The organism is Micromonospora fulviviridis, assembly GCF_014648395.1.
Classification (GTDB): Bacteria; Actinomycetota; Actinomycetes; order Mycobacteriales; family Micromonosporaceae; genus Micromonospora; species Micromonospora fulviviridis.
In genome coordinates this window covers 1-13,533 of the sequence record NZ_BMRA01000025.1, presented here as the reverse complement: position 1 = coordinate 13,533, position 13,533 = coordinate 1, and the positions used below count along the sequence as shown (strand labels likewise).

Genomic DNA, 13,533 nt, shown 5'->3' with positions numbered 1-13,533 from the left:
CGACGCGTCGAACGCGTGCGGCGCATGGAACAACACCCGAGGCGTGACACCCCAGCACCGATCCTGCGCCAAGCGCACCACATCCCGGTGCGTCGTCACGACGCCCTTCGGCACGCCCGTCGAGCCCGACGTGTACATCAGGTAGGCCACCGATGACGGCGAGACCGTGGGTAGGTCGGGCGCGTGGCCGGGGGCCACAACCGGCTCCGACTCGTCGAAGTGCAGCAGCGTCAGCCCGTCGGCGCCGGTCACGAACTCGTGCCCCGCCGTCGCCTCGTGCACCAGCACCACCCGCGCGCCCGCATCGGCCGCGACCGCCCGCATCCGCGCAAGGGGCCACGCGGTGTCCAGCGGCAGATAAGCACCACCGGCCTTCAGCACCGCCAGCAACGCCACCAACAGCTCGGCGGAGCGTTCCAGCACCACCGCCACCGGCGACTCCGGGCCGACGCCCGCCGCCACGAGGCGACCGGCCAACCGCTCGGCCCGGGCATCCAACTCCGCGTAGGACAGCGACACCTCACCGGACACCACGGCGATCCCGTCCGGATCAGCCGCCACCCGCGCCGCGAACGCCTCCACCACCGACACGTCCGCCACCGGCGTCGCCGTGTCGTTCCAGCCGACCAGCACCTGCTCCCGCTCGGCCGGGTCGAGCAGGTCGGCGGCGGAGATCCGGGCGTCCGGGTCGGCGGCCATCGCGATGAGCACCCGACCGAGGCAGGCGGTGAGCCGGGCGACGGTCGCCGGGTCGAAGAGGTCGGCGGCGGCCGTGACCACGCCCCGGATGCCGGCCGCCCGGCCCCGCCCGTCGTACGTCTCGCCGAGCGTGGCCTCCAGGTCGAACCGGGCGGTCGGGCGGCCGATGGTGAGCGCGTCGGCGCGTACCCCGTCGAGGTCGAGGGTGGCGCCGGCGTCGAGCGGGGCGACGACCACCTGGAAGAGCGGATGCCGGCCGAGCACCCGGGCCGGGGCGAACTCCTCGACGAGCCGGTCGAACGGCACGTCCTGGTGGGCGAGGGCGCGCACGGCGGCGCCGCGTACCCGGTCGAGGACCTCGGCGAAGGTCGGGTCGCCGGTGAGGTCGGCCCGGACGACCAGCGTGTTGACGAAGAAGCCGACCAGGTCGTTGAGGGCCTCGTCGGCGCGGCCGGCGACGGGGGTGCCGATCGGCAGGTCGGTGCCGGCGCCGAGCCGGGACAGCGTGACGGCCATGGCGGCCTGGTAGAGCATCGGCAGGGTGGCCCGGCGTCGCCGGGCCAGCGCGGCCAGCCGCCGGTGCACGTCGGCGGGGAGGCTCAGCCCCCGGCTGTGGCCGCGGTACGAGGGCTCGACCGGGCGGGGCCGATCGGTGGGCAGCGGCAGTTCCTCGGGAGCGCCGGCCAGTGCCTCCCGCCACCAGGCGAGCTGGGTGGACAGCCGGCTGTCCGGGTCGTCGCCGGCGCCGAGCAGGTCCCGCTGCCAGAGGGCGTAGTCGGCGTACTGCACGGGCAGCGGCGTCCACTCCGGCGCCCGCCCCCGGCTGCGGGCCGTGTACGCGGCGGCGAGGTCGCGGGCAAACGGCTCGCCGGACCAGCCGTCGGTGGCGATGTGGTGCACCACCACGACGAGGACGTGCTCGTCGGGGCGGACCGTGAACAGCCACGCCCGGATCGGGATCTCGGTGGCCAGGTCGAACGCGTACGCGGCGACCCGGGCGACGGCGGCGGGCAGTTCCGCGGCGGTGATCTCGGCGCCGGGCAGGTCGGCGGCGGGGACGACGGCGGGCAGTTCGGGCGTCGGCCGGTCCCAGGGCAGCTCGGCGAAGGCGACCAGCGGCACCGGTGGCGCGTCGTCGGCGGGCGCCACCCGGACCCGGGTCAGCGCCCAGGCCAGCTCGTCCGGGTCGATGACCCGCTGGGCCGGCTCGCCGCCGGTCGCCGGGAAGACGGTCCGCAGCGCCTCGTGCCGTCCGATGACGTCGCGCAGCGCGGCGGCCAGCGCGGCCGGGTCGAGCCGGCCGGCCAGCCGCACGATGGTCGGGCTGTTGTAGGTGCCGCTCGGCCCCTCGACCCGCCACTGGAACCAGAGCCGCCGCTGGGCGTACGACATGGGAATCACGAGGACGCCTCCCTGTGGCGCATCGGGCGCAGTGCGGGTCGGGTGTCGGCGGCGCGGTCGGCGTTCGCGGCCAGCCAGGCGGCCAGTTCGGCCGGGGTGGGGGTGGCGAAGAGCTCCTCGATGGGCAGCTCCTCGCCGAGCAGGGCGCGGACCCGGCTGACCAGCCGGGTGGCGAGCAGCGAGTGGCCGCCGAGGGAGAAGAAGTCGTCGTCGACGCCGACCGTGGGCACGGCGAGCACCTCGGCGAAGGCGCCGCAGAGGGCGGCCTCGCGGGCGTTGGCCGGGCCGCGGTCGGCGCCGCCACCGGTGGCGTGGTCGGGGGCGGGCAGGGCGGCCCGGTCGACCTTGCCGTTGAAGGTGAGCGGCAGCGTGTCGAGCAGCACGACGGCGGCGGGCCGGAGATGGTCGGGGAGCCGGGCGGCGGCGTGCGCCGCGACGGCGGCGGCGAGGCGGTCGCGGTCGGCCTCCGGGTCGTCGGGCACCACGTACGCGACGAGCCGCCGGTCGCCGGGGACGTCCTCGCGGGCGATCACGGCGGCACGGGAGACGCCCCGGCAGCCGGTGAGGACTTGGGCCACCTCGTCGGGTTCGACGCGGTAGCCACGGATCTTCACCTGGTCGTCGGTGCGGCCCAGGAAGACGAGCTGACCGTCCGGCGTCCAGCGGGCCAGGTCACCGGTGCGGTACATCCGCTCCCCGGCCGCGAACGGGCAGGCCACGAAGCGGCTCGCGGTCAGCCCGGGGCGGTTCGCGTAGCCGCGGGCCACCTGCGCCCCGGCGATGTACAGCTCCCCCGCCACGCCCGGCGGCACGGGACGCAGCCCGTCGTCCAGGACGTAGAGCTGGGTGTTCGCGATGGGGCGGCCGATCGGCACCACGTCCGCCACCGGATCGCCGGCGGCGACCTGGAACACGCAGCAGCCGACCACCGTCTCCGTCGGGCCGTACTCGTTCACCACCACCGAGCCCGGCGACCGCGCCAGCCAGGCGCGGACATCTGCGCCGGGCAGCGCCTCCCCGCCGACCACCAGCACCCGGCAGGACCGCGCGGCCTGGTCCGCCGTCAGCAGCTCCGCGAGCATCGGCAGGTGACCGGGCACCGCCTTGACCAGCCCGAAGCCGGCGGAGTCCCGGATCAGCGACGCGAGCCCCGGCGCCCCGCCGTCCTCGCTCACCACCACGGCCGACCCGGAGACCAGCGGCAGCAGCACGCTCGTCACGGTCAGGTCGAAGGCCAGCGAGGAGTGCAGCGGCGCCCCGCCGCCGCCGGCCGTCCCGTAGGCGCCCGCCGCCCAGGCGATGTAGTTCGCCAGCCCCGCGTGGGTGACGGCCACGCCCTTCGGCAGCCCGGTCGACCCGGACGTGTAGATCACGTACGCCACCTGGGCGGGCAGCAGCGGGACCTGCGGCGCGGTGGGCGGGCACAGGGCGAGGGTGGCGGCCACCATGGGGTCGTCCAGGTCCACGGTGGGGACCGGGCCGACCGGCAGCTCGTCGAGCACGTCGGTGGTGCCGAGCAGCACGGCGGCGCCGCTGTCGGTGAGCATGAACCCGACCCGCTCGGCCGGGTAGTCGGGGTCGATCGGCAGGTAGCCGGCGCCGGCCTTCCAGGCGGCCAGGATCGACACCAGGGCGGCGGTGCCGCGGGACAGGCAGATGCCGACCATCGACTCCGGGCCGACGCCGGTGGATCGCAGGTGGTGGGCCAGCCGGTTGGCCCGCTCGTCCAGCTCCCGGTAGCTGACCCGCTCGGCGCCGGAGACCACGGCGACCGCGTCCGGATCGGCGGCCACGCGCGCGGCGAACCGGGCGGGCACGGTCTCGGCGCCCAGGTCGGCGGCGGTGTCGTTCCACTCGACAAGCACCCGCCGGCGTTCCTCGGCGTCGAGCACCGGTACGGCCGGCAGCGGCGTGTCCGGCGCGTCGGCCAGCGCGGTGACCAGGCCGTCCAGGGCGGTCTCCAGCAGGGCGGCGATCCGGGCCGGCTCGGCCGGGGGGACCGCGTCGACGGTGACCGCGAAGCCGTGGTCGAGGTCGCCGACGGAGACGTTGAGCGGGAAGTGGGTGCGCTCCTCGGCGGTGAGCAGCTCGACGCCGGGCAGGTCGACGTCGGCCTCCTGCACGGTGGCGCCGTGCCGGTAGTTGAAGACCGAGGTGACCAGGGGGCTGCCGCCGCGTACCCCGCTGGCCTGTTGGGCGACGGCGAGCGGGGCGTGCTCGTGGACCAGCAGCTCGGCGAGCTGGTCGCGCAGCGCGGTGAGCGCGTCGGTGACGGTGCCGCGCAGGCGGACCCGCACCGGCAGGGTGTTGAGGAACGGCCCGGAGATGCGGTCGGCGCCGGCGCCGGCCTGCATCCGGCCGAACAGGACGGTGCCGAAGACCACGTCGTCCCGGCCGGAGACGGCGCCGAGCACCCGCGCCCAGGCGAGGTGCAGGACGGTGGCCGGGCTGAGGTTCCGGGCGCGGGCCACCTCGCGGACCCGGGTGGCGGCCGGGCCGTCGATGACGGTGTGCGCGCGGGTGATGCCACTGCCGTCGCCGTGCACGTCGACCAGCCCGTACGGGGCGGTGGTCTCGGTGAGGTCGCCGAGCAGCGCGGCGAAGTGCCGCTCCTGCTCGGCCCGGCTGGTGCCGGCGCGCAGCCGCGCCACGAAGTCCCGGAACGGCAGCGGCGCCGGCAGCTCGTCGCCGCGTCCGGCCTGGAACGCGCGCAGCTCGGCGAAGAGCACCTCGGTGGTGGTGCGGTCGCGCACCAGGTGGTGCACCTGCCACAACGCCAGCCACCGGTCGGTGCCCGGCTCGGGGGCGACCCGGAACCGCATCAGCGGGGCCCGGTCGAGCGGGAGCCGGGGCAGGCCGGCGGCCATGAGCTGGTCGGCGGGGTCGCCGCCGGCCGGGTCGAGGACGGTCTCCTCGACCGGGATCGGGGCGGCACGGAGCACCACCTGGACGGGCTCGGGCAGCCCCTCCCAGACGATGGCCGTGCGGTAGATGTCGTGCCGGTCGACCACCCGCTGGAACGCGTCGAGGAAGCCGTCGAGCGCGGACCGGGAGTCGAAGCGGAGCACTGCCGAGGAGAGGTAGACGTCCACCTCGTGCTCGCCGCGGGTGAGGTGGTGCAGGAGGAGCCCCTCCTGGAACGGGGCGAGCGGGTAGACGTCGGCGACGTTGCCGGCCCCGCCGGGCACGGCGGCGACCAGCCGGGCGAGCGCGGCCTCGTCCAGGTCGACCAGGGGCAGCATGCGCGGGGTGAGCGCGGTGGCGCCGGCCGGGATCCGGTTCGGCGGCACGGGCACCGGTTCCGGCCCCGCCTCGGCGGCGAGCCGCGCCGGGGTGGCGGTACGGAACAGCGTGCGCATCGACACGGACAGGCCGCGGGCGCGCAGCCGCTCCAGCAGCGTGACGGCGAGCAGGGAGTTCCCGCCGAGGGCGAAGAAGTCGTCGTCCGGCCCGACCCGGGGCAGGCCGAGCACCTCGGCGTACACCTGGCAGAGCGCCTCCTCGCGGAGGTCGGCGGGGGCGCGGCCGGCGGTGGCCGTGAGGTCGGGGGCGGGCAGGGCCCGGCGGTCGACCTTGCCGCTGGGGGCCAGGGGCAGGGCGTCCAGCACCACCAGGGCGACCGGCACCATCCAGTGCGGCAGCCGGCCGGCGAGGTCGGCGCGGACCGTGTCGGCCAGCGCGCGCGGGTCGGCGTCCCGGTGGGCCGGTACGACGTAGCCGACGAGCTGCCGCTCACCGGCGGCGTCGGCGCGGGCCACGACGGCAGCCTGGGCGACCTCCGGGTGGGCGGCGACGGCCACCTGCACCTCGTCCAGCTCGACGCGGTAGCCGCGGATCTTCACCTGGTCGTCGGTGCGGCCCAGGAAGACGAGCTGCCCGTCCGGCGTCCAGCGGGCCAGGTCACCGGTGCGGTACATCCGCTCCCCGGCCGCGAACGGGCAGGCCACGAAGCGGGACGCCGTCAGCCCGGGGCGGTTCGCGTAGCCGCGGGCGACCTGCGCGCCGGCGATGTACAGCTCGCCGACCGCGCCCGGCGGGACCGGCTGCAACGCCTCATCCAACACGAACAGCCGGGTGTTCGCGACGGGTCGGCCGATCGGCACCACGTCCGCCACCGCGTCTCCGGCGGCGACCTGGAACACGCAGCAGCCGACCACCGTCTCGGTCGGGCCGTACTCGTTCACCACCACCGAGCCCGGCGACCGCGCCAGCCAGGCCCGGACGTCCGCGCCCGCGAGGGCCTCCCCGCCGACCACCAGCGTCCGGCAGGAGCCGGCGGCCTCCTCCGGCCGCAGCAGCTCGGCCAGCAACGGCAGGTGACCCGGCACCACCTTCACCAGACCGAAGCCCGGTTCGGCCCGGATCAGCGAGGCCAGCCCGGTCGCTCCACCCTCCTCGCTGACCACGACGGCGGAGCCGGAGACCAGCGGCAGCAGCACGCTGGTCACCGTCAGGTCGAAGGCCAGCGACGAGTGCAGCGGCGCCCCGCCGCCGGTGGCGTACGCGCCCGCCGCCCAGCCGAGGTAGTTCGCCAGCCCCGCGTGGGTGACGGCCACGCCCTTCGGCAGCCCGGTCGACCCCGACGTGTAGATCACGTACGCCATCTGCGCGGGCAGCGGCTCGATCCCGAGGGCGGTGGTGGGCAGGGCGGACAGGGCCGGGTCGTGGACGTCCACGGTGGCGGCCGGGCCCTCGGCGGCCGGCTGCGGTCCCGCGCCGACCCGGACCACGGCGCCGCTGTCCCGCAGCAGGTGGCCGGCCCGCTCGGCCGGCAGGTCCGGGTCGACGGGCAGCCAGGCGGCGCCGGCCTTCCAGGTGGCCAGGATCGCCGTGACCAGTTCGGGGCCGCGGGGCAGGCAGAGCGCGACCACCCGCTCCGGCCCGGCGCCGCGCTCGCGCAGCAGCCGGGCCAGCTGGTTGGCCCGCGCGTCCAGCTCCCGGTAGGTGAGCCGCCGGTCGCCGCCGACCAGCGCGACCGCGTCCGGGTGGGCCGCGACCCGCGCGGCGAACCGGGCGGGCACGCTCTGGCCGCCCAGGTCGGCGGCCGTGTCGTTCCACTCCACCAGCACCCGCCGCCGCTCGTCGGCGTCGAGCAGGTCGAGCCGGCCGACCCGGTCGGTCGGCGCGGCGGCGGCGAGCAGCTCCAGGGCGGTACGGAACCGGCGCGAGAGCACCGGGCCGGCGTCCGGCTCGTGCAGCTCCGGGTTCAGCTCGACCAGCGTCTGCATCGTCCCGTCGGACGCCCGCTCGTACAGGTCGACCGTGACGTCGTGGGCCGGGCCGCCGGCCAGGCCGGTACGGGTGGCCACGGTGTCGCCGAAGCGCAGCGGCCGGTCCAGGGTCAGCACGTTGACGGTGAGGCCGCGCAGCGAGCCGCGGCCGACCAGGCCGAGGTCGCCGAGGATCTCGCCGTGCTGGTAGCGCTGGTGGCGCAGGCCGGCGCGGACCGCCTCGCCGGTCTCCCTGAGCAGCTCGGCGACGGTGGCCGCCGGCCGGACCCGCAGCCGGATCGGCAGCACGTTCGAGGTCATCCCGGGCACACCCAGCTCGCGGCGGGTGGTGCGGCCGGCGACCGGCACGCCGACCACCACGTCCCGCTCCCCCGTGGTGCGCGCCTGGAGCAGCGCGGCGGCGGCCACGGCCAGGGTGGCGAAGCCGGTACGCAGCCGGCGGGCGGCGGCGCGCAGGCCGGCCGCGGTGTCCGGGGTGAGGTCGTGCCGGTGCCGCAGCGGGCGCGGGGGCAGCCGGCGCAGGTGCTCCCCGCCGGTGGTCACGCTCTCCGGCAGCTCGGCCAGGGCGTCGCGCCAGTACCGCCGGTCCCGGTCCAGCTCCGGCGACTCCCGGTACGCGCGGTCGGCGTCGAGCAGCACGGACAGCGGCGGCAGCGGGGTGCCGTCGGCCGTGCCGGCGACCAGCGCGGTGTACCGCTCGGCGACCCGGGCGGCGATGGCGGCCAGGCTGCCGCCGTCGAGGAGGAGGTGGTGGGCGCGCTGGTACCACAGCACCCGGTCGGGGGCGAGCCGGAACACCGCGTACGCGCAGAGCGGGCCGTCGCGCAGGTCCGCCGGGCGGTCCAGGTCGTCGGCCATCCACCGCTCGGCGGCGGCCCGCGGGTCGGCCTCGGTGCTGAGGTCGGCGACGTGGACCGGGTACGGCACCGGGTCGGCGACGTGCTGCCGGGGCGTGCCGCCGTCGGCGCGGAAGCGCAGCCGCAGGGCGTCCGCCTCGGCCAGCGCCCCGCGCAGCGCCCGGACCAGCAGGTCGACGTCGACGTCGCCGTGCAGCTCGTGATACTCGCCCACGTTGAACACCGGGCTCTCCGGCGCCAGCTGCTGGGCGTACCAGACGCCGAGCTGGGCGGCGGTCAGCTCGCGGGGCTCCTGTCCCGACACCACGGTCACCTCCGCCTCACTTCCCGGCCAGCGCCACGAGTTCAGCCGCGACGGCGGCCAGCGAGTCCGCCTCCCAGAGCAGGGTGGGCTCGACCGTCAGCCCGAAGGTCTCCTCGATGTCCCCGCAGAGCGCGAAGGCGTAGACCGAGTCCAGCCCGTACTCGGTCAGCGACGCGTCCGCGTCGATCTCCTCCGCGGGGCAGCGCAGGTAGTCGGCGACCCGCTCGACCAGCCAGGACCGGACGAGGTCGGGCGTCAGCCGGTAGGCCGCCAGGTCGGTCTCGGACATGGGGTACCTCCTCGACCCGGCAGCCGCCGGGTGCGTCAGTGGGAAGCGGTACGGCTCGACGGCGACGTCAAGCGGGTCTCGGGCGGCGCCACCACCCCGCCGGGCCGGCGGCGGGACGCCGCCGCGTGGATGGCCGGTGCATGTACGGTCGTGGATGCACGGGCTCCACAGCGGTCCACTATGGCGTAGCCCCGAGCGGACGATCAACAAGCCCGGAACACCCGCGCACGGCCCTGTTCAACTGCGACATCGCGCCGGTTGCACACCCGCCCGCGCGCCGGTCGCACACCCCGTCGGGGTGTCCGCGCACAGGCTGTACCGCCTCCCGGCACGGTGCCATAGTGAACCGCGCCCGCGCCGGGTCCACCGACCGGCGTCGCTGGCAGCGCAGTGCCGTGTCCCTGTGACGCGCCGTCCGCTCGGCGTGCTGCGGCCTACCTCTTCCGCCGGTCGCGCTCCGGCGTACGACACCCAGGATGGAGAGACGACATGGGCGATGCCGCCGAGCCGAGATATCTCCGCTCGAACGTGATCCTCGAACCACTGGTCGACCGGTTCTACGCGTGGCTGCACACGGTCGCGCCCGTGCAGGCGTCGATGAACCTGGCGTTCCTGCACCTGCCGCTGCTCGAGTCGTACCTGCAGAACCCGTCGGTGCACGTCGCGGCGAGCACCAACCCGGCGATGCGCGGCGGCTACTTCGTCGGCATCGAGGCCGAGCGCGCCGGCGAGGTGGCCGACCTGGTCAAGTCGATCAAGGAGGACCGGGCGGAGATGCTGGCCTTCGCGGCCGGCGTCGCCGAGGCCGAGGACATGATCCGCCAGGAGGCCACCGGGTTCGACCTCACGCCGCTCTACCCGAAGCTGCCGGCCGCGCTGAAGGGCCTGGTGGAGATGGCGTACGACACCAGCAACCAGGCGTCGCTGCACTTCCTGGAGGCGCTGCTCTACCACAGCCCGGCGTACGACGAGGGCCGCCAGTCGGTGCAGCTCTCGCTGGACGACGGCGTGGAGCGGCCGTTCATCCTCAGCACCCCGCGGCTGCCGAAGCCCGGCGTGCTCGACCTGCCGCTGCCGTTCCGGCACCCGGGCCTGGCGGAGCTGGTCGCCGCCCGGATCCGCCCGACCACCCTGGACCGGCTGCGCGAGGCGCTGGAGCTGGACGACGGCCAGGCGGGCGCGCTGGACCGGCTGCTCACCGACCGGCCCAGCCTCTCCCCCGACCGGCACATCGACGGCGGCGGCCGGATCCGCTACTACGGCCACGCCTGCCTGGTGTTCCAGACCGAACAGGCGGCCATCGTGACCGACCCGTTCATCAGCACCGACAACCGGCACGGCGACCGGTTCACCCTGGACGACCTGCCGGACCACATCGACCTGGTGCTGATCACCCACGGCCACCAGGACCACATCGTGCTGGAGACGCTGCTCCAGCTGCGCGGCCGGATCGGCGCCGTGGTGGTGCCGCGCACCTCCCGGGGCAACCTGCCGGACCCGTCGATGGGGCTCTACCTCAAGCACCTGGGCCTGCCGGTGATCGAGGTGGACGACTTCGACGAGGTGGCCTTCCCCGGCGGCACGGTGACCGCCACGCCGTTCCTCGGCGAGCACGCCGACCTGGACATCCGCGGCAAGTCGACCTACTGGCTCCGGCTGGCCGGCAAGTCGATCTTCGTAGGCGCCGACTCCTCCGGCATCGACCCGACGCTCTACCGCTACGTGCGGGGCCACCTCGGCAGGGCGGACATCGCCTTCCTCGGCATGGAATGCGACGGCGCGCCGCTGACCTGGCTCTACAAGGGCCTGCTCACCAAGCCGGTCAGCAAGAAGATGAGCGACTCGCGCAAGCTGTCCGGCTCGAACGCCGCCCAGGCGGGCCAGATCATGACCGAGCTCGGCGCGGACGAGGGCTACATCTACGCGATGGGCGAGGAGAGCTGGCAGGGCCACGTCATGGCCACCACGTACACCGAGGACACCTACCAGCTCAAGCAGATCGAGGAGTTCCTCGGCTGGTGCGCGGACCGGGGCCTGACCGGCGAGCACCTGTTCAACAAGCGCGAATGGCGCTGGTGACGTCCCCACCATGGACTTCCTGACCAGCAACGGGATCCGGCTCGCCTACCAGCGCTCCGGCGCGGGCGAGCCGGTTCTCATGATCATGGGCTCGGACTCGGCCGGGCGGGCCTGGACCATGCACCAGACCCCCGCCCTGCACCGGGCCGGCTACGCCACGGTCGTCTTCGACAACCGGGGCATCCCGCCGTCGGACGCGCCCGCCGGCAAGTACTCGCTGGCCGACCTGGTGGCCGACACCCGGGGCCTGATCGAGGCGCTGGACCTGGCCCCGTGCCGGATCGTCGGCACCTCGCTGGGCGCGATGATCGCCCAGGAGCTGGCCATCGACCATCCCGAGCTGGTGCGGTGCGCGGTGCTGGTGGCCACCCGGGGCCGGCTGGACGCGGCCCGGCGGGCCCAGCACGAGGCCGATCTCGCGCTGATCGAGTCGGGGCTGCGGCTGCCCGCCGCGTACGAGGCGGCGCACAAGGTGTTCACCATGTTCTCGCCGGCCACCCTGAACGACGACACCGCGGTGGCCGGCTGGCTGGACCTCTTCGAGCTGTCCGGGGCCGGCCTCACCTCCAGCGGCCAGGCGTGGGCCGACCTGACCGGCGACCGCCTCGCGGCGCTGCGCGGGGTCACCGCCCCGTGCCGGGTGGTCGCCTTCGCCGACGACCTGATCACGCCGCCGCACCTGTGCGCCGAGGTGGCCGAGGCGATCCCCGACTGCGACCTGGTCGAGATCCCCGACTGCGGGCACCTCGGATACCTGGAGCGCCCGGAGGCGCTCAACAGGGCGCTCATCGAATTTTTCGACACCCACTAGCCGTCCGCCGGCCACCCCGGCGACGGCGCGACCACGAAGAAGGTTCCGTGGCCACGATGGACGGCCCAGGCTTGGGCGTGCTCGGCCTCCGCGTCGAGAATCTGGTTGAACCGCAGAAGATCAAACCCGGCACCGTACGCCGGATCCTGCCGTACGCCCTGCGCTACCGCTGGTCGCTGCTGGTGGTGCTGCTGACCACGATCGTCGAGTCGGTCATCACGGTGGCGAGCCCGCTGCTGCTCAAGATGATCATCGACAACGGCATCATCCCGGGGCGGAAGTCGGTGGTGGTCGGGCTGGCCGCGCTGGTCGCCGGCCTGGCGCTGGTGAACGTCGTGGCGATCTACGCGCAGACCTGGTTCTCCGGGCGGGTCGGGCAGGGGCTCATCTACGACCTGCGCACCAAGGTCTTCGCGCACGTGCAGCGGCAGCCGCTGGCGTTCTTCACCCGTACCCAGACCGGGTCGCTGGTCAGCCGGCTCAACACCGACGTGGTCGGCGCCGAGCAGGCGGTCACCTCGCTGCTGTCTCAGACGGTCTCCACGGTGCTGACGCTGGTCCTGGTGCTGGTCACCATGTTCTGGCTGTCCTGGCCACTCACCGTGGCGGCGCTGGTGCTGATCCCGATCTTCTTCCTCCCCGGCAAGCTGGTCGCCGGGCGGCTGGAGCGGCTGGCCCGCGGCGGCATGCAGATCGACGCCGAGCTGGGCTCGATGATGGCCGAGCGGTTCAACGTCTCCGGCGCCATGCTGGTCAAGCTCTACGGCCGCCCCGCCGAGGAGGAGAAGACCTTCTCCGGGAAGGCCGCGCGGGTCCGCGACATCGCCATCTCGATGGCGGTGCACGGCCGGATCCTGTTCATCCTGGCCACCCTGCTCGCCACGGTCACCACCGCGCTGGTGTACGGCTTCGGCGGCAGCCTGGTGATCGACGGCCGCCTCGGGGTCGGCACCCTGGTCGCCATGGTGGCCCTGCTGCTCCAGCTGTACGGCCCGATCAACCAGCTCACCAACATCCAGGTCGACGTGATGACCGCCCTGGTCAGCTTCGACCGGGTCTTCGAGGTGCTCGACCTCAAGCCGCTCATCGCCGAGCGCCCCGGCGCCCGGGACCTGCCGGCCACCTCCGCCGGCACCGCCCCGGACGTGGAGTTCGACCAGGTGACGTTCCGCTACCCCGCGGCCGACGAGGTCTCCCTGGCCTCGCTGGAGACCATCTCGCTGCCGGGCCGCGAGAAGGGCGGCGCCACCCAGATCCTCACCGACGTGAGCTTCGTGGCGCCGGCGGGCGCGCTGACCGCGCTGGTCGGGCCGTCCGGCGCCGGCAAGACCACCATCACCCACCTGGTGCCCCGGCTCTACGACCCCAGCGCGGGCACGGTGCGGATCGGCGGGCACGACGTCCGCGAGCTGACCCTGCGCTCGCTCGGCGACACGGTCGGCGTGGTCACCCAGGACGCGCACCTGTTCCACGACACCATCCGCGCCAACCTGCTCTACGCCCGCCCGGACGCCACCGAGCGGGAGCTGGTCGAGGCGTGCGAGGCGGCCAGGATCTGGGAGCCCATCTCGGAGCTGCCCGACGGGCTGGACACCGTGGTCGGCGACCGCGGCTACCGGCTCTCCGGCGGCGAGAAGCAGCGCCTCGCGGTGGCCCGGCTGCTGCTGAAGTCCCCGCCCATCGTGGTCCTCGACGAGGCGACCGCCCACCTGGACTCCGAGTCCGAGGCGGCCATCCAGCGGGCGCTGAAGACCGCGCTGGCGGGGCGCACCTCGCTGGTCATCGCGCACCGCCTCTCCACCATCCTGGACGCCGACCAGATCCTGGTCATCGACGGCGGCCGGATCCAGGAGCGCGGCACG

The 13,533-nt window shown here is 74.8% G+C and carries 6 protein-coding genes; 3 read left to right on the top strand and 3 right to left on the bottom strand.

Annotated elements, in window-relative coordinates; translation table 11 throughout:
* The 3 genes from IEY96_RS32265 to IEY96_RS32255 form a co-directional block, all read right to left on the bottom strand.
* The coding region (locus tag IEY96_RS32265) for a condensation domain-containing protein (RefSeq protein WP_229792020.1) at positions 1-2,091 on the bottom strand (2,091 nt) is incomplete at its 3' end.
* A gap of 5 nt (positions 2,092-2,096) precedes the next feature.
* Positions 2,097-8,492 carry a non-ribosomal peptide synthetase gene (locus IEY96_RS32260; RefSeq protein WP_189198575.1) on the bottom strand — a complete coding sequence of 2,132 codons (6,396 nt, stop codon included), beginning with the start codon at positions 8,490-8,492 and terminating at the stop codon, positions 2,097-2,099.
* A 16-nt stretch (positions 8,493-8,508) separates the two neighbouring features.
* A complete protein-coding gene (locus tag IEY96_RS32255) occupies positions 8,509-8,781 on the bottom strand; it encodes an acyl carrier protein (protein ID WP_189198574.1) in 273 nt (90 codons plus the stop codon).
* 489 nt (positions 8,782-9,270) lie between these two features.
* Here IEY96_RS32255 and IEY96_RS32250 point away from each other — a divergent pair, with 489 nt between their 5' ends.
* The 3 genes from IEY96_RS32250 to IEY96_RS32240 all read left to right on the top strand — a co-directional run.
* Complete coding sequence (locus IEY96_RS32250) at positions 9,271-10,860, top strand: MBL fold metallo-hydrolase (protein ID WP_189198573.1); 1,590 nt, start codon at positions 9,271-9,273, stop codon at positions 10,858-10,860.
* A gap of 10 nt (positions 10,861-10,870) precedes the next feature.
* Positions 10,871-11,671, top strand: coding sequence for an alpha/beta fold hydrolase (locus tag IEY96_RS32245; RefSeq protein WP_189198572.1), 801 nt, complete (start codon positions 10,871-10,873; stop codon positions 11,669-11,671).
* Between the two features lie 56 nt (positions 11,672-11,727).
* Positions 11,728-13,533: ABC transporter ATP-binding protein (locus tag IEY96_RS32240; protein WP_189198577.1), on the top strand; the 1,806-nt coding region annotated here is incomplete at its 3' end.